20 protein-coding genes are annotated in these 20,638 nt (G+C 52.2%); 6 read left to right on the forward strand and 14 right to left on the reverse strand.

What is annotated here, in order from left to right; genetic code table 11:
• The first annotated feature begins 15 nt into the window (after window positions 1-15).
• The 5 genes from FE845_RS18990 to FE845_RS11960 all read left to right on the forward strand — a co-directional run bounded on the left by FE845_RS18990 (window position 16) and on the right by FE845_RS11960 (window position 4,433).
• A complete protein-coding gene (locus FE845_RS18990) occupies window positions 16-312 on the forward strand; it encodes a hexameric tyrosine-coordinated heme protein (RefSeq protein WP_227714304.1) in 297 nt (98 codons plus the stop codon).
• A gap of 137 nt (window positions 313-449) precedes the next feature.
• The gene (locus FE845_RS11945) at window positions 450-1,556 is read left to right on the forward strand and encodes a polyamine ABC transporter substrate-binding protein (protein WP_200364889.1); all 1,107 of its coding nucleotides are present in this window, start codon (window positions 450-452) and stop codon (window positions 1,554-1,556) included.
• Between the two features lie 4 nt (window positions 1,557-1,560).
• Complete coding sequence (gene potA / locus FE845_RS11950; RefSeq protein ID WP_200364891.1) at window positions 1,561-2,679, forward strand: polyamine ABC transporter ATP-binding protein; 1,119 nt, start codon at window positions 1,561-1,563, stop codon at window positions 2,677-2,679.
• Between the two features lie 4 nt (window positions 2,680-2,683).
• Window positions 2,684-3,613, forward strand: a complete 930-nt coding sequence (locus tag FE845_RS11955) for an ABC transporter permease subunit (protein ID WP_200201793.1) — start codon at window positions 2,684-2,686, stop codon at window positions 3,611-3,613.
• Window positions 3,606-4,433 (forward strand): ABC transporter permease subunit, encoded by an 828-nt coding sequence (locus FE845_RS11960; protein WP_200364893.1) that lies wholly within the window; start codon window positions 3,606-3,608, stop codon window positions 4,431-4,433. Before FE845_RS11955 ends, FE845_RS11960 begins: the two co-directional genes overlap by 8 nt.
• 9 nt (window positions 4,434-4,442) lie before the next feature.
• Here the strand turns inward: FE845_RS11960 and FE845_RS11965 are convergent, their stop codons facing one another.
• From FE845_RS11965 to thpD, 5 genes are all read right to left on the reverse strand, one after another.
• Window positions 4,443-7,541 (reverse strand): efflux RND transporter permease subunit, encoded by a 3,099-nt coding sequence (locus FE845_RS11965; protein ID WP_200364895.1) that lies wholly within the window; start codon window positions 7,539-7,541, stop codon window positions 4,443-4,445.
• Complete coding sequence (locus FE845_RS11970) at window positions 7,538-8,605, reverse strand: efflux RND transporter periplasmic adaptor subunit (protein WP_320159690.1); 1,068 nt, start codon at window positions 8,603-8,605, stop codon at window positions 7,538-7,540. The genes FE845_RS11965 and FE845_RS11970 overlap by 4 nt, the downstream gene beginning before the upstream one ends.
• Window positions 8,606-8,952: 347 nt before the next feature.
• The gene (locus tag FE845_RS11975) at window positions 8,953-9,984 is read right to left on the reverse strand and encodes a potassium channel family protein (RefSeq protein WP_200364899.1); all 1,032 of its coding nucleotides are present in this window, start codon (window positions 9,982-9,984) and stop codon (window positions 8,953-8,955) included.
• Between the two features lie 63 nt (window positions 9,985-10,047).
• Complete coding sequence (locus FE845_RS11980; RefSeq protein ID WP_200364901.1) at window positions 10,048-10,734, reverse strand: hypothetical protein; 687 nt, start codon at window positions 10,732-10,734, stop codon at window positions 10,048-10,050.
• A 13-nt stretch (window positions 10,735-10,747) separates the two neighbouring features.
• Window positions 10,748-11,725, reverse strand: coding sequence for an ectoine hydroxylase (gene thpD / locus FE845_RS11985; protein ID WP_200364903.1), 978 nt, complete (start codon window positions 11,723-11,725; stop codon window positions 10,748-10,750).
• A gap of 363 nt (window positions 11,726-12,088) precedes the next feature.
• Here thpD and FE845_RS11990 point away from each other — a divergent pair, with 363 nt between their 5' ends.
• Window positions 12,089-12,367 (forward strand): hypothetical protein, encoded by a 279-nt coding sequence (locus FE845_RS11990; protein ID WP_200364905.1) that lies wholly within the window; start codon window positions 12,089-12,091, stop codon window positions 12,365-12,367.
• 61 nt (window positions 12,368-12,428) lie between these two features.
• Here the strand turns inward: FE845_RS11990 and FE845_RS11995 are convergent, their stop codons facing one another.
• From FE845_RS11995 to FE845_RS12035, 9 genes are all read right to left on the reverse strand, one after another.
• Window positions 12,429-12,950, reverse strand: coding sequence for a hypothetical protein (locus tag FE845_RS11995; RefSeq protein ID WP_200364907.1), 522 nt, complete (start codon window positions 12,948-12,950; stop codon window positions 12,429-12,431).
• Between the two features lie 204 nt (window positions 12,951-13,154).
• Window positions 13,155-13,346: a CsbD family protein gene (locus tag FE845_RS12000; RefSeq protein WP_200364909.1), complete on the reverse strand. Its 192-nt coding sequence runs from the start codon at window positions 13,344-13,346 to the stop codon at window positions 13,155-13,157.
• 256 nt (window positions 13,347-13,602) lie between these two features.
• Complete coding sequence (locus tag FE845_RS12005; protein ID WP_200364911.1) at window positions 13,603-14,598, reverse strand: branched-chain amino acid ABC transporter permease; 996 nt, start codon at window positions 14,596-14,598, stop codon at window positions 13,603-13,605.
• A 2-nt stretch (window positions 14,599-14,600) separates the two neighbouring features.
• A complete protein-coding gene (locus FE845_RS12010) occupies window positions 14,601-15,488 on the reverse strand; it encodes a branched-chain amino acid ABC transporter permease (RefSeq protein WP_200364913.1) in 888 nt (295 codons plus the stop codon).
• A gap of 100 nt (window positions 15,489-15,588) precedes the next feature.
• Window positions 15,589-16,800 carry an ABC transporter substrate-binding protein gene (locus FE845_RS12015; protein ID WP_200364915.1) on the reverse strand — a complete coding sequence of 404 codons (1,212 nt, stop codon included), beginning with the start codon at window positions 16,798-16,800 and terminating at the stop codon, window positions 15,589-15,591.
• 81 nt (window positions 16,801-16,881) lie between these two features.
• Window positions 16,882-17,604 carry an ABC transporter ATP-binding protein gene (locus FE845_RS12020; RefSeq protein ID WP_200364917.1) on the reverse strand — a complete coding sequence of 241 codons (723 nt, stop codon included), beginning with the start codon at window positions 17,602-17,604 and terminating at the stop codon, window positions 16,882-16,884.
• Window positions 17,601-18,395 (reverse strand): ABC transporter ATP-binding protein, encoded by a 795-nt coding sequence (locus FE845_RS12025; protein WP_200364919.1) that lies wholly within the window; start codon window positions 18,393-18,395, stop codon window positions 17,601-17,603. The genes FE845_RS12020 and FE845_RS12025 overlap by 4 nt, the downstream gene beginning before the upstream one ends.
• 78 nt (window positions 18,396-18,473) lie before the next feature.
• Window positions 18,474-18,899 carry a PaaI family thioesterase gene (locus FE845_RS12030; protein ID WP_200364921.1) on the reverse strand — a complete coding sequence of 142 codons (426 nt, stop codon included), beginning with the start codon at window positions 18,897-18,899 and terminating at the stop codon, window positions 18,474-18,476.
• The gene (locus tag FE845_RS12035) at window positions 18,896-20,545 is read right to left on the reverse strand and encodes an AMP-binding protein (RefSeq protein ID WP_200364923.1); all 1,650 of its coding nucleotides are present in this window, start codon (window positions 20,543-20,545) and stop codon (window positions 18,896-18,898) included. Before FE845_RS12035 ends, FE845_RS12030 begins: the two co-directional genes overlap by 4 nt.
• Window positions 20,546-20,638 lie beyond the last annotated feature (93 nt).

Consider the following 20,638-nt stretch of genomic DNA (forward strand, 5'->3'; position numbering starts at 1 on the left):
GCCTTGATGTAGACGATGCACAAAACCGTGTGTCGTCTGCTATTCTTTCGGCGAACCCAAAACAAAAAGGTATTTAAAATAACTGATACTTGGCTAACCTCGTTGATTACCGATACTTCCCAGCAAGGTTATGAGCTTGCCATCACCCTGAGCCGTCGCGGCGTGAAATACACCCAGCCGGATATGGATACACTGAAAAAGCTGAAGCCGGCAAGCTCTCATAGGTACAACCCCCGCACACTCCAACAAGATATTTGTAGCGCGCCACGCATTCTCGTGTTAAATATCGCCCGAATTCGGTCGGTTCCATAAGCTATAGCCCCACCGCCGTTTTCCAGGACAAGCCTCAAAGGAGTCGCACCCGCGGCCTTCCCTCAGCAGACCTGCACAACACCGCGTGCGTCCTGCACGCTTTGTATCCATCCCTTTTCAGTGAGGGACGTTATCCAATGTTCAAGTTGTGTAAGCCACAGGCGCTGGCCGCCTCCGTTGCTCTGTCTGTGTGTGTCTCTTCTGCAATCGCTGCAGAAGAAGTGCGTGTGTATAACTGGTCTGACTACATCGCCGAGAACACCCTGGCGAAGTTCACCAAAGAAACCGGCATAAAGGTCGTTTACGACGTTTACGACAGTAACGAGGTTCTTGAAGCCGCGCTCTTGTCTGGCCGTTCCGGCTACGACCTGGTAGTGCCTTCAAACCACTACGTTGCCAAGCAGATCTCTGCCAAGGCCTTTGTGGCACTGAATCACGGCAAACTGCCGAACATGGTCAACCTGAACCCGGATCTGATGACCCAACTGGAAAAAGTGGACCCGGGCAGCCAGTTCTCGATTCCCTATTTGTGGGGAACCAACGGCTATGGCTATAACGCTGGCCGCATCCAGAAAATCCTGGGCGATACTGCACCCACCGATTCCTGGGCGCTGGTGTTTGATCCTGAAGTAACGGCCAAGCTGGCCAAAGGCGGCTGCGGCATTGCCATGCTGGATTCCGGCGAAGAAATGGTGCGGGCTGCTATGGCCTATGCGGGCCTGGATCCGAACAGCAACAAGGCCGAGGACATCAAAAAGGGTGGCGACGTGATCAAAGCCGTGCGGCCGAACATCACCTACTTCCACTCATCCCGCTACATTGGCGACCTGGCTAATGGCGACCTGTGCGTGGCTGCCGGCTATTCCGGCGACATCCTGCAGGCGGCTGCTCGTGCCGACGAAGCCAAAAACGGCAACGAAATCCGCTACACCATTCCCAAAGAGGGCGCGGTGTTGTGGTTCGATATGATGACCATCCCGGCTGGTGCACCGAACGTTGAGAATGCCCACAAGCTGGTCAACTTTTTGATGAAGCCAGAGATCATCGCTGAGGTGACCAACTATGTGTGGTACGCCAACCCGAACAAGGCAGCCGATGAGTTTGTGGATGCAGAAATCCTTAATGACACCAGTATCTACCCTACGGATGATGTGATGAAAAAGCTCTACATCATGGAAGGTCGGCCTCAGGACACACAGCGCCTGATGACCCGCACCTGGACCAGCGTTAAGTCCGGGCGCTAGGGGCGTGGTTAACGGCATCAACACCTCCGCGAAAGCGGAGGTGTTACTCAGCATTCGTGGCGTATCCAAAAGCTTTGACAGCACACTGGCGGTGGACGACGTAAGCCTGGACATCCACAAGGGCGAGATATTCGCACTTCTGGGCGGTTCGGGCTCTGGTAAATCCACACTGCTACGCATGCTGGCTGGCTTTGAGACACCAGATAGCGGTCGTATTGTGCTGGATGGTCAGGACATAACTGCCCTGCCTCCCTACCTGCGCCCAACGAACATGATGTTTCAGTCCTACGCACTGTTCCCGCACATGACCGTGGAGCAGAACATCGCCATGGGTCTGAAACAGGACAAGCTGGCAAAGGAGGAGATTCGCGACCGCGTGGCGGCCATGCTCAAGCTGGTAAAAATGGAGCCCTACGCCAAGCGTCGGCCCCAACAGCTTTCCGGTGGCCAACAGCAGCGGGTTGCGTTGGCTCGCTCACTGGCAAAACGCCCGAAGCTGTTGCTTCTGGATGAGCCTATGGGTGCGCTGGATAAAAAGCTGCGCACAGAAATGCAGCTTGAGCTGGTGGATATTCTGGAAAAAGTGGGCGCCACTTGCCTGATGGTGACCCACGATCAGGAAGAAGCCATGACCATGGCCAGCCGCATTGCCATTATGTCCTTTGGACAGATTGCGCAGGTGGGCTCACCTATCGATATTTACGAAAGCCCGAACAGCCGCATGACGGCGGAGTTTATTGGCTCGGTGAATATCTTTGAGGCCAGCATCGAGGAAGACAACTCCGACAGCATTCTGCTGTCCAGCGGCCTGCTGGATTCACAGGTATACATTGACCGCGGCGTGACCACATCGGCAGAAAATACCAACACGCTGATTGCCCTGCGCCCGGAGAAAATCTACCTGACGCCAGACAAGCCTGAAGGTGAGTTCAACTGGAGCAAGGGCACGGTGGAGAACATCGCGTATCTGGGCGACATCACCTCCTATTACGTGAAGCTGGCCAGCGGCAAGCGTGTGCAGGCCACCATGGCGAACGTGGAACGCCGCGGTGAACGGCCAACCTGGGGCGATACAGTGTTCGTTTCCTGGGAAGCCTCCAGCCCCATCCTGCTTTGGAATTAATGCCATGAACGTGAACCCGACTCCCGCGCCCTTGACGGCGCGGGTGCGTACATTGCTGTTCCACCGCCGGGTGCTGTTTGGCATTCCGTTCGCGTGGCTGTTGCTGTTTTTCCTGCTCCCTTTCGCGCTGATCCTGAAAATCAGCCTGACGTCGGCCGTGATGGCCATACCGCCTTACGAGCCGGTATTCCGGCTGGCAGAAAACACCCTGTCGGTGGTGGTGAATTTCGGAAACTATTTATTCCTGCTGTCCGACAGCCTGTACGTTGCAGCTTATTGGGGCTCGGTGAAAACCGCACTCATCTCCACCATCGCCTGCCTGCTGATCGGCTACCCAATGGCTTACGCTATGGCCCGCGCGCCCAAGCACTGGCAATTGGTGTTGCTGTTACTGGTGATGCTGCCGTCATGGACCTCGTTCCTGATTCGGGTTTACGCCTGGATGGGCATTCTCGGTAATCAGGGACTGCTGAATAGCCTGCTGCTCTGGCTGGGGCTGATCGACGAACCGCTGAAAATGCTGAACACCAACTTTGCGGTGATTTTGGGCATTACCTATGCCTACCTGCCGTTTATGGTGCTGCCCATTTTCACCAACCTGGTGAAGCTGGACCTGCGCCTGCTGGAAGCAGCGTCAGACCTAGGCTGCCGCAGCATTACGACCTTCTGGGCTATTACCCTGCCTTTATCCAAGGCAGGCATTTTGGCGGGCTGCATGTTGGTATTCATTCCCGCTGTCGGTGAGTTTGTGATTCCTGAACTGCTGGGTGGCCCGGATACGCTGATGATCGGCAAGGTATTGTGGGAAGAGTTCTTCAACAATCGCGACTGGCCTGTGGCCTCTGCGCTGGCCATTGTCATGCTGGCACTGCTGTTGGTGCCGATTATATTGTTCCACCGCTTCCAGAGTCGGGAGATGTCGAAGAATGGTTAATGCTCGCGGTATCAGCTTCTCAAAAGTCATGCTGATTCTGGGCCTGCTGTTTTTGTACCTGCCGATGTTTGTGCTGATCGTGTATTCGTTCAACGCATCCCGACTGGTATCCGTGTGGGCCGGTTTTTCCACCCACTGGTACAGCGCCCTGTTTGAAGACCAGCAGATACTGTCGGCCGTGTGGATGAGCCTTAAAATCGCCTTCTACTCCGCCAGTATGGCCATGTGCCTGGGCACCCTCTGTGCGTTTGTGATCACCCGATTCAAACGCATGCGGGGCCGAACACTGCTGTCTGGCATGATTACCGCCCCTCTGGTTATGCCGGAAGTCATCACCGGTTTGTCTCTGTTACTGCTGTTTGTTCAACTGGCAGAGCTGACCGGTTGGCCGGCCGATCGTGGAATGGTGACCATCTGGATTGCGCACACCACGTTTTGCAGCGCCTATGTGGCGGTGGTGGTGAGTGCGCGGCTACAAGAAGTGGATCATTCCATTGAGGAAGCCGCCATGGATCTGGGCTGCACACCCTTGAAGACCTTCTTTGTGGTCACCCTGCCGGTAATTGCGCCTGCTCTGGTATCCGGCTGGTTGCTGGCGTTCACCCTGTCGCTGGACGATCTGGTGATTGCCAGCTTCGTATCTGGCCCCGGTTCCACCACCTTGCCCATGGTGGTGTTCTCGTCGGTACGCATGGGTATATCACCAAAGATCAACGCGCTGGCCACGCTGATTATTCTCACGGTATCGCTAGTGGCGTTTATCGCTTGGTATGTGATGCGCAGAAACGAAAAAAGGCGCCGCAGCGGGCGCCTTTCCTGATCGGGAAAATCAAGCCTCCTTGCGATCCCGAACCGTCTGAACCCATTTGTAGAAGATGGGCACCAGAAGCGTTCCCAATACGGTTGCTGCAACCATGCCGCTCAGCACGGTAATACCCAGGCTGACGCGGCTGCCAGCACCGGCACCGGTCGCAAACACCAGTGGAAGAACACCCAGCACAAACGACAGGGCGGTCATCAGCACCGCCCTGAACCGCAACACAGCGGCTTTGTTCGCCGCTTCTTCAGCGCTCATACCGGATTTGCGCAGTTGCATGGCAAACTCAACAATCAGAATAGCGGTTTTGGTGGACAGCCCGATCAGTAGAACCAATCCCACCTGAGCGTATATGTTGTTGGCAAGACCGGTTAGCCACAGGCCCGTCAGTGCACCAAATATGGCAATGGGTACGGCACCAATAACCGCGATGGGCAGCGCCCAGCTCTCGTACTGTGCCACCAGAAACAGATACACAAACACAATCGCCAGCATGAAGATCACAATGGCCAGGTTGCCAGCCTGTATCTCCTGCAAACTCTGCCCGGACCAGCTGAATTCGTATCCCTGCGGCAGCTTTTGCGAAAGCTCTTCCATGGCTTTGATGGCATCACCACTGGCAAAACCCGGTGCTGCCTCGCCGGAAATGGTCACCGACCGCTTCAGATTGAAGTGGGCAATGCTAGAAGGCCCCAACACCGGTTTCAGCGTGGCCAAAGTCGAGAGCGGCACCATATCACCGTCTCGGTTGCGAACAGAGTAATAGGACAAATCCTCCGGCCCCTGCCGGAATTCCCCTTCCGCCTGCAGTTGCACCCGGTAGTTTTTACCGAAGCGGGTGAAGTCATTCACATACAATGATCCAAGTTGAGCTTGCAGAGTGGAAAAAATATCCGACAGCTGAATGCCCAAAGCTTTCGCCTTATTACGGTCCACCTCCAGAAGATACTGGGGAATGTTGGCCCGATAGGTACTGTAAACCCGTGAGAGTTCCTCACGTTGGTTTGCCTCGAATATCAGTCCGTTCATTACCTGAGTAAGTTCCGAAACGTCACGCCCTAAATTGTCCTGCAAGCGGTAATCAAAACCGGCAGCAACACCAATCCCGGGAATGGGCGGAGCATTGAATACCATCACCTGAGCTTCTGGTATGGCCGCAAGACGACCGTACATGCGCGGTATCGTTGCGCCTAAACCAAGCTCTGGCTGTTCCCGCTCAGACCAGTCCTTGAGCACTACGAGGCCAAGCCCATTGTTAGAGCCAGCACCACTCATCAGTGAAAACCCGGAAACCGTAATAAAGTCTGTAACCGCCGGGTCCTCCAGCACCACGTCGGTGATCTTCTCGAGTACCACATCTGTGCGCTGCTGGGATGCTGCAACTGGAAGCTGCACATCCACAAACAGAAAGCCCTGATCTTCCGGTGGCACAAACGCCAGAGGCACAGATTTGAAAAGCCCGGCACTGACACTCAGTATGGCAAGAAGTGCGATACCCACCAGAACACCCTTACGCAGAAGCCTCGACACTAGCCCCGAGTATCCATTTGTGCTGAAAGAAATGAACCGCTCGACCGGCTGCATCCAGCCAATAGTGGCTTTGCCGCCGTGGCCCAGCAAAGTCGCACACAACGCAGGGCTCAATGTAAGCGCATTGATGGATGAAATAATGACCGCCACAGAGATAGTGACGGAGAACTGCTGATAAAGCTTACCCGTTATACCCGGCATGAAAGCCACAGGCACGAATACCGCCAGCAACACCAAAGTGGTGGCAACAATAGGCCCGGTGACCTGGCTCATGGCCTTTTCCACCGCTTCCTTGATCGGCAGCTTTTCCTCTTCAAGGATACGTTCAACGTTCTCCACCACCACAATGGCATCGTCCACCACAATACCAATCGCCAGCACCAGCCCGAACAGCGTGATGATGTTTATGGAATACCCCATCACCGCCATAATCGCGAAGGTACCAATAAGGGAGACAGGAATCGCGATGGCGGGAACCAGAGTCGCGCGAAAGCTCTGCAAAAACAGGAACACCACCAGAATAACCAACGCAACCGCCTGCAACAGAGTGATGGCCACCTCTTTGATGGATCGACTGATAAACTCAGTTGAATCGAACAGCACGCTGTGTGAAACGCCGTCGGGAAAACTCTTGGCGAACTCATCAACGGTTTCTTTTACTCTGCCTGCGACCTCCAGTGCATTGGCATCTGGCAACTGGTAGATCACCACAAACGCCGTATCCTGATTATTCAGCTTGGCGGTGGAGGTGTAAGACCGCGATCCCAGCTCAATACGCGCCACGTCGTTAAGGCGTAAAAACCCACCACCCTCTTTTGCGCGAATAATGGTCTGGGCAAATTCGTCGGGGTCTGTAAGGCGTTCCTTGCTCTGAATGCTGTAAACAAATTGCTGACCTTCGGGAACCGGCTCTTGGCCCAGTTTGCCTGCGGCCACAATCTGATTCTGCTCCTGAATGGCGGCAACAATTTCCGCAACGGTAACCCCCAACGACTGCATACGACGTGGGTCAAGCCAGATGCGCATGCTGTAGTCTTTCGCGCCCATTACTTCTGCAGATGCTACACCCGGAACCCGGCCCAAAGCCTCAACCAAATTGCTTGAGGCATAGTTACTCAAAAACACCGCATCCAGAGCCGGTCGATCCGAAACAAGGTTAATACCCATCAGCATGTTGCCGGTTTGCTTGCTGACCGTAACCCCTTGTCGCCGGACTTCCTGAGGCAGGAAGGGCTCTGCTAGAGCCACCCGGTTCTGCACGTTTACCTGTGCAATGTCGGTATCGGTGCCGCTCTCAAAGGTCAGCGTGATCATTGCTGTGCCGTCGTCCGAAGCCGTTGATTCAATATAAATCATGTCTTCAACGCCGTTGAGCTGCTGCTCTATCGGGCGAATAACGGCTTCCTCAACAATTTGCGCACTACCCCCGGGGAGCACCGCAGCCACACGGATTTTCGGCGGCGCCATATCCGGGTACATATTCACCGGGAGCACCTGCAACGCCAACAGACCGGCGAGGGAGATAAGGATGGAAATAACAAAGGCAAACTTGGGCCGATGAATAAACGTGCGGCTGATCATTGCTCAGCCTCACCTTCTTTCTTCGGCTTTGCGCTATCCGTAAGCACACCAGTTTCAGGGTTTATCTGCTTCACAACCGGATTGACGGTTACGCCCGTTCGAACTTTCTGTAAGCCCTCAACAATCACTCGCTCACCGGCTTCAAGGCCACTCTCTGTTGCCAGCATGGCACCCAAACGCGGCCCGGTTTGAATAAACCGCTGAGAAACCATCTGCTCATCGTTTACAACCAAAACAAACTTGCCTTCAATGGTTTCCTGAATGGCCACTTGCGGAACAAGCACCTGAGCCTCTCCGGCACGGCCTTCAATTCGGAGCGTAACGTATAGCCCGGGAAGCAGAACTGCATCCGGATTAGGAAACTCCGCCCGCATATCCACGGTGCCGGTACTGGCATTGGTTTGCACGTCTGCAAAGCTCACTTTACCGTCTTGATTGTAAAAGCCACCATCGGGCAGCGTCAGACGCAGTGAAAGCGAGTTGGCGATATCCTCGCCTGCGGCAGTACCTGCGCGGCGGAATGCCACATAGTCGGATTCATCAAGCTGGAACTCAACGTAGATCGGGTCCGTTACCAGCACCTCGGCAATCGGTCCACTTGCTGGGCTCACAACTGCTCCAACATCGTAATTTAATCGACCAATCCAGCCATCGAACGGCGCTTTGATTTCTGTGTATTCCAGGTTGAGTCCGGCTTTTTGAACCGCAGCTTCTGCGGTTTCCAAACGGCTTTGGGCCGCGCTGAAACGATCCTTCAACTTATCTAGGTCGGCATCCGACAAATAACCTTTCCCAGCAACATCCTCACCACGTTTCAGGTTTCTGCGGGCGGAATCAACTTCTGCCTTGGCTGCCGCTAACTCGGCTCTGGTCTGTTGGATATCCGCGTTGGCGCGAGTAGCTTCCAAGCGAACTAGGGTTTCTCCTTGGTTCACCCGTGAGCCTTCACGGAACAAAATTTCCGTGATTTCAGCTTCAATGCGCGGGGTGAGATCGGCTTTGGCCGAAGCAGCGGTTCTCGCAACAAAATCCCGCGAAGGGCGCACCTCAGTGCTTTCAAGCACTACCACTGATACCGAAACTGGCGTCGCTACTGGAGCCTCAACAGGCTCTGAACAGCCAGCTATAAAAAGAAGCGTACAAATAGTCAAAAAGCCCCATAGGGATTGTCTGGGCGATGAGCAACAAAAAACGCTATGCATTATCAATTCCTAGATGGGTAGTAGAGCAAGCCCCGCAATTTAGGTGCAGGATCCGCGTATAGGTTAGTCATAACTCAAAGTAATCGCCACGAATTCGTATCTGTCAATACTGTCGGAAGGCACCGACACAAGCCCCGCATTCCCGACTTGATCAGAAATTCTCAGCTCCAGTGGAAAGTCCATCGCGTAGTCAATCGGCTGGGACAGTTCTAAGTCGCGGTTGCAACAGGCTTTTGGCACCCCACAACTTTCTGCCATGTCCAGCCATTTTCTTCAACCAGTGCTTTAAGGAGCTTGCGCCTTTCGGTCACTGATATTGCGCTGTGCTGTTCAACCAATCGATAGGCTACATTCGCGCTATCGCATCTAAGAGCTGGAGGTTCGGTGTTAGCAGCTTTTATATGGACGCTGGAGAGCGTGGTAAGGAACTCAGTGATTGCTCTCGTACAATTTGGAACGAGAACGTACAGCTCAGCCTGCTTTTCAAACGCTTCATCAGGTAAATTTCGCAATACCTCGTCCAAAATGGACACCTGTAACGCAAACGAAGCTTTCTCGGTAGGGCTATGAAAGTAGTGCAGAATCGGATACGCCAGATGGTTTTGGGCGACAAGTAGGATTTCGGTCGATATTGTTTTGAGATAACCCGGAAGCGACGTGTAATTCCTATCACTTCCCATGTGTTCGAGCACCGACTTTGCATTATTTCCCCACACCGCAAACTGGTTTGAAAGCGCTCGCTTAGCTGCGGTCGCCTGAATAACCGGTATAGCGTAGGTAATAGACAAAGTAACCAACACAAGCCCATTAAAAGCGGTAACGACGGATATCAATTCCCAGAGAGTACCGTTGGGAACAAAATCGCCAGTTCCCAATGTAGTGAGGGTGAAGCCCACAAAGTACACTGTTTCAAACATGTGAGCGGGTAGACGATCGCTGGAACTCACCACTGAGACCTCACCAGCCAAATAAATGAGCGACCAACCTAACCAGCTTAAACCAAACCAGAGGAAAATGAGCGCGAGGGTGATGCAAGGGCCTGCAACGACTCTCCACGTTTGTGATTGAAAAGTCTTGCTGCCCCACTTAAAGAATTGGTGCAAACCGTCAGAGAAAAATCTGGAAAAGATGCCAGTCGATGAAGCAGTCATCGCGGTAGTCATAAAGTCCAACCATACACTAATCACAATCAGAATGCCTGCCCCTGTTAGCACACCGCCTTCTAAGCCAATCGCCATCATCTATCTCCCTGTCTTGCTCACTTTTTCAGCAGTAGAGCTGTTATCCGTATTATCTTCCTCAGCTTAGCGGCGAAAGGAGGACGAAGACGAAAAGTCCGTCGCATTCAGTTTTTCAACAGTTTTTCGGAGCTTACGGCGCTGACGTATGGACGCCAACTGCTTTGTATCCCAAGACGCTGGCTTGAGGCCCAAACGATTCCCGCTAACAGTCAAATCGAAACTTCGCTCAGCACCAATGGGCATATTTTCCGGCCCATATATGCCTATCAGACTCAAAGTCAGGCGGGTGAATTCAAGCTCGCCTTGAGGTATGCCATCGGTAACCTTAATATTTTCATCACGCGCAAGACGCTGGATGAGCTCGCAGAAAGTGCCAATGTGTAAAAATCCGCCAGACTCAATTGGCCCCTGCCTAGTATTCTCTCTTACGTCAAGCGGCGGCTGTCCATCGTCTTCATCACCCTCGCTGTATTCTCGTTCGAAGTCAGTCACGTCCATCGTGATCTCGCCTTCAGACGTTTCGAGCTTCGCGATGATGTATTCAATAAACACAGATTCTGCACTCATATTACTGATGAGACAGAGAGCATTGATGTCTTTGTTGCGACCGCGGTTGATGATCAACCGCGGACTACGCTGCCGCCGAAATCCCAGATACAGGAGCTGGGCATACACCAGCCATATAACCAACGAACCAAAACTGGCACATACTGAAAGTACTTGGTGATGCTCAGCTATCCACTTATACACAGTCGCCCCTTATTTACATTTTTGCTCCACTAACCCTTCCGCTTTGCAGCGGCGGCACACCTTGGTTAGCCAAATCCGGAAAATCATCATACATGGACAAAGGCAAACAGTTTTCCCGAGCCGCGAGGTGCTCAGGGCGTTCACGCTTCGCAGCGTATGGCTCGTCCAACTTGTTCTCCACACTGTTGTAAACAAAGAAAAGATTCGAGCGTGGCCAAGGCGACATGTTCTTATTGGATGCGTGCAAAGTGTTGCATTCAAACAGAAGTAACGAACCAGCAGGCCCCTTCGGCGCCTCAATACCACCCCGCTGTGCCAGTTTCGCTAAGCTATCCCGGTCGGGAACACCAACCTGCTGAGCCTTAAGCGAATCCCGCCAATTGTAGTCCGGGGTTTCACCCAGACAAGGCACGAAATAATGATGCGAGCCAGGTATCAGCATTAAGGGACCATTGAACTCGTTGTTATCTGTGAGCATGAGGGATGCGCTGACGGCTCGCATTCTCGGCATTCCATCTTCAGCGTGCCAGGTTTCAAAATCTGAATGCCAGTCGAAGCCACTACCCTCAAAGCCATATTTGTCGTTAATTCGTGACTGATGAATGTATACCTCGCTGCCCAACAGCTGGCGCACCATTCCGAGTATTCGCGGATCCCGGGTTAAACGACTGAAGTTTTCCGACAGTTCATGCATTCCAAAAACGGAGCGTATCTCACCCGTGTTTGGATCATGAATAACTTGCCCCGATTTATTGAGTTTTTCATCTTTCGCCATTTCTTTGAGTTCTTCAAAGAACGGGAGCATCCGTTCCTGATTGAAAAAACCTTCAAACCAAAGGAACCCGTCCCGCTCGTAACGAGAAAGCGAGACTTCGTCGAGCGGCCCTTCCCAGCGATGCTGGTTGCGCGCGTGAACGACCGGATCCGTGCGCAAAAATGGATCAATTGGCTGCTTTAGACGAGATGGAAAATGATCAGTTTTATGCATCATGCAGACTCCCTACTTTAGTTTGTTACACCAAAAGTAATGACCCTGTTTAAAGCCTTACGCTGCAGAAAATAACGTTAAGTTCGCTTCGAAACTCCTTCAACCTCAGAATCGAAATTTTAATGAGATTTAATTCGCGTGACATATCACGGCAATGCAAAAAAGATATTTGTGTGCCCTCCCACCCTATATCGCGCGCCCAATTTGATATCCGCCTTCCCAAAGTTCACGACTATTTCCTTGCACTCAGCAAAGAATTACTTATATTTAACAGTCGTGTGGCCACCAATAGGGGCTTCGAATCACATATAACATGTGCATGCTGAGAACTTTGTGCGTTTCAGCCGATGAGGGGAGCATTAAGTTATGGGAACTGAGAAATCTGACCGGGCGTCCTGGGCAAAAGATTTTCTGCGCCTTTCACCAGAAGAAGTGAGTGCAAAGTACCCGGACGACAAGGAAATACAAGGAGCTGTTGCGCAAGTCATACTCGCCAGAAAGGCATATGAATCAAAAAGCGACACATCTGAAGACTTGGCTCGTATTGAGACGGAACTAATGAAGCGAATTGCTTTGAATCTCGCCCAGGGACTTCCTATTCTTGTACCCAATATTGAAGAGGTGTGCACAAATATCTCACGCTAGATAGGCGCGGGCGCTCTTTCATAAATTGAAAGAGCGCCCGCGCAACCTACTTGAAATGTCATTATAAAGTTTGAGTAGTGTCATCCATTGCCGTTTGCGCTAACTTTCGTTGTTCCAAACTGTCACAATGCGCCACCACTGTCCATCGCCCTTCATTTTTTGCCATGCGCGCCTTTTCTATCAACACATCATGATCCGGCCGCAGAGCAACAGCACCGGCTAGCAAAAGGGCCAACACGGCGAACAAGAAGCTTACAGCAATGAATGTCATTACGGGGCTTGAACGAGTTAGCGCCGGACCAACTGTTACTAAAAGCCCCGCGATAGCGAGACCAACCACTAGCCCTATCACTCCAAACCGAACATGCGCTTTGATTAATGATCGCGCAACACCTTGTGTTTCGGGCTCAACCTTCTTCGCCATATCGGGATCATTAGGTTGAACGATACGAATCTGAGCAAGAGGGATACCTAAACTTTCCAATGATTCTGCGCCTCGCTCCGCAGCTACCTGACTATCAAATTCCGCACTTATCTTGTGGGGGTAGCTTTCCCCCAACACCGTTCCATCATGTTCAGACATGCTCTTATCTCCCATAGGGTTCAGATTGCACTCTCAAATGAGGATAGATACGCAAAAGCTCAAAACGCAAAATCAGACTCTGTGCATGTAGCGGTCAGGATTCAGTTGACTCTTCAATGCTCTGCGTAACGTTGTACCGAGCTTAAGACAACAAAGGTCGGTGATATTTACATATCACCGACCTTTCTCAGAAAACGATGGCAATTACTTGGTGAGCCTATCCCACTCTTTCTCTGCTTCGTCTTTCTTCATACCATATTTCTCTTGAATCTTACCGACAAAGTGCTCTCTCTTGCCTCCGATCTTATCAACATCATCATCGGTCAGTTTTCCCCAGTTTTCGCGCACTTTACCTTTAAGCTGTTTCCACTTACCGTCCACAATATCGTTATTCATATCGTTCTCCTTTTCCCCATATAGGCTTTAACTCGACTAATTAATTAACGAATTATTAACCTGCCGGTTATTGGATTGAGACTGATATCAATTAGACATAAGACAGATAGTGCGTTACATCCAGCTTTAACTTGCCACAGGCATGAGCCTCGGACAACACCGACAACTGCCACCCCCTGACCCAAACCTCCGTAACATACTGAAAAATATGACTCAAACTTCAAAATTATAAATAGTTAAGCTGCCGGTAACCCCATTACCCGATATTCTTGCGGATAAATTTCTGTATTTCGCCGACAATTCCGCTTCTAAAGGCAAGGACGGTAATAACGAATACACCTCCAAGAATCGGATCAACCCAGTCCCGAAGGGGGCCTTGCGAGAGGTGATACTCAATGTTGACCACAAAGGTTGCGCCGATGACCGGGCCAAGCAGGGTGCCCATGCCCCCAACCAAAGTCATGAGGATGACCTCGCCGGACATGTGCCAGTGCGCATCGTTCAACGAGGCTAACTGAAACACCACAGACTTCATGGAACCCGCCAGCCCCGCCAGAGCGGCTGAGATAACAAACGCCAGCACTTTGTAACGATCAACGTTATAACCCAGTGATACCGCCCGGGGTTCGTTCTGCTTGATCGCTTTCAATACCTGCCCGTAAGGACTGCTAACAATCCGCTGAACCAACAGGTAACACCCGATGAACACCGCCAGCACGAAATAATACATACTCAGGTTGTTTTCCAGATCGATAACACCCAAAAGGTGGCCTCTGGGAATGCCGTGCATGCCGTCTTCTCCGCCCGTAAACTCAGACTGCACGAAAAAGAAGAACACCAACTGCGCCAACGCCAAGGTAACCATGGCAAAGTAGATGCCCTGCCGCCGAATAGACAAGAGCGCAAATCCAAACCCCAGAAACGTAGCCGCGAGGGTGCCCGCAATAATCCCTAGCTCGGTGGATAACCCTGAGTAGTTGCTGAGCAGATATCCCGTGGTATATCCGCCAGCAGCGAGAAATGCCGCATGACCGAATGAAAGTAAGCCGGTAAACCCGAAAAGAAGGTTAAATGCCACCGCAAACAGGGCGAAGCACAGAATCTTCATTAGGAAGACCGGGTATATTGCAAACGGAGCCGCAAGCAGAAGAAGCAACAGGCCCGCATTCAACATTAGCCGCTTACGCTCTTGCGCCGCCTGCTCTTTTACAATCGACTTATGGATGTCGGCAATCTTTGCTGATTGGTCCATGATTATGCCTCTTTGCCAAACAAGCCACTGGGCCGGAACATAAGTACCAAAACCATGACCAGAAAAATGACCGCAGATGAAGCTGGCGGATAAAACGTTTTGGTAAGGCCCTCAATAACACCCATGAGAATGCCCGTTATGATGGCTCCGCCAATTGAGCCCATGCCGCCGATTACTACCACCGCAAACACCACAATCAAGGTAGTGGAGCCCATCACCGGCGTTACGGAATAGATAGGAGCGGCCAGAACGCCCGCAAAGGCTGCCAGTGCAACACCAAACCCATAGGTTAGGCTGATTAGCAGCGGTACGTTGATTCCGAACCCCTGCATTAGCTGGGAGTCCTCGGTTCCGGCACGCAAGTAGGCGCCCAACTTGGTTTTTTCAATAACAAACCAAGTGCCAAAGCACACCAATAGCGCGGCCACAATAACCCATGCACGATAGTACGGCATGAACATGAAGCCGAGATTGATCCCGCCTTTGAACATGTCTGGCATGGTATAACGCAGCCCAGACACTCCAAACCAGTTAATAAGTACGCCCTGAATAATAAGGGCAACACCGAAGGTCAAAAGCAGGCTGTAAATATGATCCTGACCAGCAATACGACGTAGAAGAAAGTACTCAATAACAACGCCAAACGCACCCACCAACAGTGGAGCCATAAAGAGCGCCACCCAGTAGTTAACGCCCAAAGCATTGAACATAAGAACCGTTACCATGGCGCCAAGCATATACATGGCACCATGGGCGAAATTGATAATCTTCAGCAAGCCGAAGATAACCGCGAGCCCGAGGCTCAACAGGGCATAAAATGCGCCGTTTATGATTCCGATCAGTAGCTGGCCAGAAAGCACAGCTAAAGGAACGCCGAAAATCATGGACATTGGGCTAACTCCAGAGGCAGCACAGAGGTTGGTATTTGGCTTGTTGTCGGTTTGGCCTTAGCAGCGCACCCTTTCAGGGCGCGCCGCGGGGCCGCACGCTTTAGTTATTAACCAGTTTGCACTTGCTCTCGGAAAGCGGACGGTAAGACTCTTCCGCTGGAATCGTGCGAAGTATCTTGTAAAGATCCCACTCATTCTTGGATTCGGCAGGTGTTTTTACCTCGGCCAGATACATATCGTGAACCATGCGGCCATCAATACGAATCTTGCCGTTCTTCGCGAACATGTCGTTGATAGGCGTGTCCATCATCTGCTTGCGCACCGTTTGCGCGTCGTCAGAGCCTGTAGCCTCAACAGCTTTTAGGTACTGTATGGTGCTTGAATAGATACCCGCGTGAACCATAGTGGGCCGAACACCGGTTTTATCCATGAAACGATCCGACCACTCGCGGGTCTCTTCATTCATGTCCCAGTACCAACCGGTAGTTAGCTGGATTCCCTGAGCGGTTTGCGCACCCAGCGCGTGAACGTCAGTCAAAAACAACAGCAGGGCCGCAAGAGTCTGGCCCGATTGAGTAACACCGAACTCACTGGCAGTAGTGATTGCGTTGGTGGTGTCTGCGCCTGCGTTTGCAAGACCGACCACATCAGCACCGGAAGCTTGAGCCTGTAGCACGAAAGAAGAGAAATCCTGTGTCGGGAACGGGTGACGAATGGCACCAACAACCTCACCTCCGTTAGCCTCCACAACGCGCCTTACGTCGCTTTCCAGTGAGTGGCCAAAAGCGTAATCAGCTGTCAACAAATACCAGCTTTTTCCACCTTCTTTAACGACGGCACTGGCGGTGCCATTCGCCAGAGGATAGGTGTCATACACATAATGGATATGGTTGGGGGTGCAGTGCTCGTTTGTGATACTGGAAGCTGCGGAACCCGAGATAATACCAAGCTTGTCGTTTTCCTCCAGAATCTTGCTCACAGCGATGGAAACCGAGGAGGCCACCATACCTGCGACCATGTCTACGTTCTCGTTTTCTACCCAACGGCGAACGGTACTGGAAGACGTGTCAGGGCTGTTGCGGTCATCAGCGCTTACGATCTCAATTTTCTTGCCCTTCACGCTTCCGCCAAAGTCTGCGATAGCCATTTCAAGAGCAGACTGACCGTTAGGCCCTGCGAGGTCCCGGTATGTGCCAGACATATCCGCCAGATACCCAATCTTAACGGTATCGTTTGAAATGGCAGCCTGAGCACCACTGGCCATTAGGGTTGAGGCAATCGCTGAAGTCAGAAGCTTTTTCATCATTGTCATTGTTGTATCTCCGCTACTGTTTTGCATTAGTTCATGTTTATTGTTGGTATTGTTATGTCTTGCGTTCTTGCCTATTCAGGATCACACCCCCAAATAGCTATCCAGCACCGACTGCTTGGCACTCAGTTCATCGGCACGGACTTCTTCCACAATCCGCCCATGCTCAACAACGTAGTGTCGATCAGCCAAAGGCGCTGCGAAGTGGAAATTTTGCTCCACCAATACGATGGTCAGCCCTTTCTCCTTGAGCTGGGTTAGAACATGACCCAGTTTTTCCACAATAACCGGGGCAAGGCCTTCGGTAATCTCGTCGAGCAGCAACATATTGGCACCGGTGCGCAGAATCCGCGCTAGCGCCAGCATTTGCTGCTCACCACCGGATAGCTTGGTGCCCTGACTAAAGCGACGCTCGTAAAGGTTGGGGAACATTGAATAAATTTCTTCGAGGCTCATGCCGCCACTGCGCACTATCGGTGGCAGCGTAAGATTCTCATGCACGTTGAGCGAGGCAAAAATACCGCGATGCTCAGGGCAATACCCCACTCCCATTCTGGCGATATGGTGCGGAGCGCATGACATGGTTTCCTCTCCGTTGACCATGATGGAGCCGGTGCGGCGGCCCACCATATTCATGATCGCCTTCAGGGTAGTACTACGCCCGGCGCCATTCCGCCCGAGAAGCGTAACCAACTCTCCACGGTGAACGACCAAATCTACCCCATGCAAAATGTGGGACTCACCATAATAAGCGTGCAGACCGGATATATTCAGTTGCTCGTAGTTCCGAGTCGCATTTGTGGTCATTGGCTGGCCTCCGCTTCGGCGACCGCGCCACGCTCACCGCTGGCACCTGTTCCCATATACACCTCGCGTACACGGGGGTCGGCAGAAACCGTTTCGTAATCACCTTCGGTTAGCACTGAGCCTTGAGCCAGAACCGTAATTCGGTCACACAGCTTACTAACAACGCTCAGGTTGTGTTCAACCATCAATACCGTGCGGCCTTTAGCAGCCTTACGCACCAATTCAACCACCCGGTCTACGTCCTCGGCGCCCATGCCCTGCGTAGGTTCATCCAACAGCATCAGCTTTGGCTCCATCGCAAGAGTGGTCGCAAGCTCCAGTGCCCGCTTGCGGCCGTATGCCAACTCTACCGTTGTGGTATTGGCATACTCGGCAAGGCCTACAGATTCCAACAACTCCATACTGCGCTCGTTGAGCCGGTTAAGAGACGCGCCAGACTTCCAGAAACTGTACGAAGTACCCTCGAAGCCCTGCAGAGCAACCCGTATATTCTCCAACGCTGTCATGTGCGGAAACACCGCTGAAATCTGGAACGAACGAACAACCCCTTTACGGGCAATTTGAGCGGATTTTGTAGAAGTGATGTCTTCCCCGTTGAACAGGATTTGGCCACGGGTAGGAATCAGGAACTTTGTTAGCAGGTTGAAGACCGTTGTTTTGCCAGCACCATTGGGGCCGATCAGGGCGTGAATGTGGCCTTGCTGAATCTGAAGATTCACGTCGTTGACCGCTATAAACCCCTTGAATTCTTTAACAAGGTTTCGGGTCTCCAGAACGTACTGGTCACTCATGAGCCAATTTACCTTTTGTTATTGTTTTAACGTTTAGCGTTATAACCAGATTAGATTGACGTTTACGTATACGTCAATCTAATTTTTGTATTTTTCAGGTGGTATGGAATAGGTCATGGTTGAGTGGGCAACGGGTTCATCCACACCTTCCGAATACACGAACACCTCGCCAACACCCATTGTGCGGCCAACTTTGAGCATAGTCGCTTTCGCACGGATGGGCGTGTGCGCTTGCGGTTTACGCAGAAAGTTAATGTTCAGGTTAGTGGTTACCGCCAGAGGCACAAGCCCGATTTTACTGAGCAACGCAGCATAAACGGTAACATCTGCCAGCCCCATCATTACCGGGCCAGACACAGTTCCGCCCGGCCTGAGGTGCCCGTCGTCCACGTCCAGTGTCATCTCGGCCCAACCATCCCCCAGCTTTTGCAAGCTGCCGTAAGCAGCTCCCTGGGGGAATTGGTCCTGCAGAAACCTATTCAGCTCCTCAAACGTGACCTTCATGAAGCCGACTCTTCCTGAGCCTTGTTACGCAATACAAAGCGCTGAATTTTGCCGCTGGGCGTTTTCGGGAGTTCATCCACAAATTCAATTTCACGGGGGAAGGCATGCGTGGAAAGGCGACGACGCACAAGCTCCTGAAGCTCATCCCGCAGAACCTGCTCGTCTGCAGGTGCCTCGTCACCCTTGATAACCACATAGGCTTTTATGATGGAGCCACGCTTTTCATCGGGCTTTGCGACCACTCCAGACTCTGCAACCGCGGCGTGCTCCAGCAAGGTACTCTCTACATCCGCCGGGCCAACCCGGTAACCCGCCGTTGTAATGATGTCATCGTCTCGACCACTGAATGAGAAGCTGCCATCGCCATGGCAAATCGCCATATCGCCCGTAAGGTAATAGCCCTTCACAAACGGGTCTTTTTCGCCCCAGGTATAGCCGTCGAAGTGAAACAGTGGAGAGGCTTTCACATCGACAGCGATTTGCCCTACTTCGCCCTCGCCTACCTCTTCGTTCTTCTCATTCAGAGCAACCACTTTGTGGCCCGGGGACGAATAACCCATTGAACCCTGTCGCACCGGATGCTTGAGCGCATGGAAGTTGCAACAAGTCATGCCGGTTTCAGTCTGGCCATAATGATCCATAACCGGGCAATAATGGCGGTTCTTAATCCAGTTAACGACCTCTGGGTTCAAAGGCTCACCTGCACTGCTGGCAACACGCAGGCCAAGGTTCTCGCCTTCGGGCAACACATGGTCGTTGGCTTTAAGAAGTCGATAGGCCGTTGGTGCAGCGGCCAGATTGGTAATCTTGTACTTGCGGATCATGTCGTAGGTGGATTCGGGGGTAAACGCGCCCGGGTTGAAATGGGTGGCATGGCCCATCAGCAGCGGCCCCACCACCGCGTAATAAAGGCCATAAGCCCAGCCAGGATCCGCAACGTTCCAGAACACATCGTCGTCGCGCAGGTCGATGGCGTACTTCATATAGACATAGAAGGCCAATAGCGCGCGAGCTGGCACAGCAACGCCTTTAGACTTGCCGACCGTACCCGAGGTAAACATCTGCAAGAATGGGTCAGTGCCTTTGATCAACACAGGCTCAAAATCATCGCTTTGTTCGTTAAGTGCGCTGTAGAAATCGCGAACACCTGCATCGGCTTTCTCCGCATCAACACAAATAACGGGCGGACAATCCTTCACTTCAGTGAGCTTAGAGTAGTTGGCGGGATCTGTAACGACCAACTTGGTGCCCGCACGCTCAAGACGGTATTCAATAGCGCCAGAGCCGAATGCGGTAAACAGGGGCTGGTAAACAGCACCTGCACGCAGCGCACCGGCAATAACAATTAGGAGCTCAGGGGTTCTCGGTAAAAGCCCTGCAACTCGATCGCCCTTGCCAATGCCCTGAGAGACAAGATAGTTCGCAAAGCGTGCAGACTGCTCTTTCAGCTCTGCGAACGTCAAGGTACCGTCGCTGCCATCCAAAGCCTCATAGAAGAGAGCAACTTTTTGGGGGTCGGCAGCCCACTTATCACACATTTCATGGCAAACGTTCAGCCCGTTTTCAAGGCTCCCGTCTAGGATCTCCGCTTCCAGAGCGGCGGGGTCAAAATTGCGATAAACGTCGGCGTATTCCGGAAGGCTCATGATCTGCTCCTGCTATTGTTATCATTGAATGCATAGATGAAGATTTACCATAGCCCGCACTTTACGTAAAGGTAAACTTTAGGCGCATGCACT

Origin of the sequence: Marinobacter sp. 1-4A, from assembly GCF_016597725.1 — a bacterium.
GTDB lineage: Bacteria > Pseudomonadota > Gammaproteobacteria > Pseudomonadales > Oleiphilaceae > Marinobacter.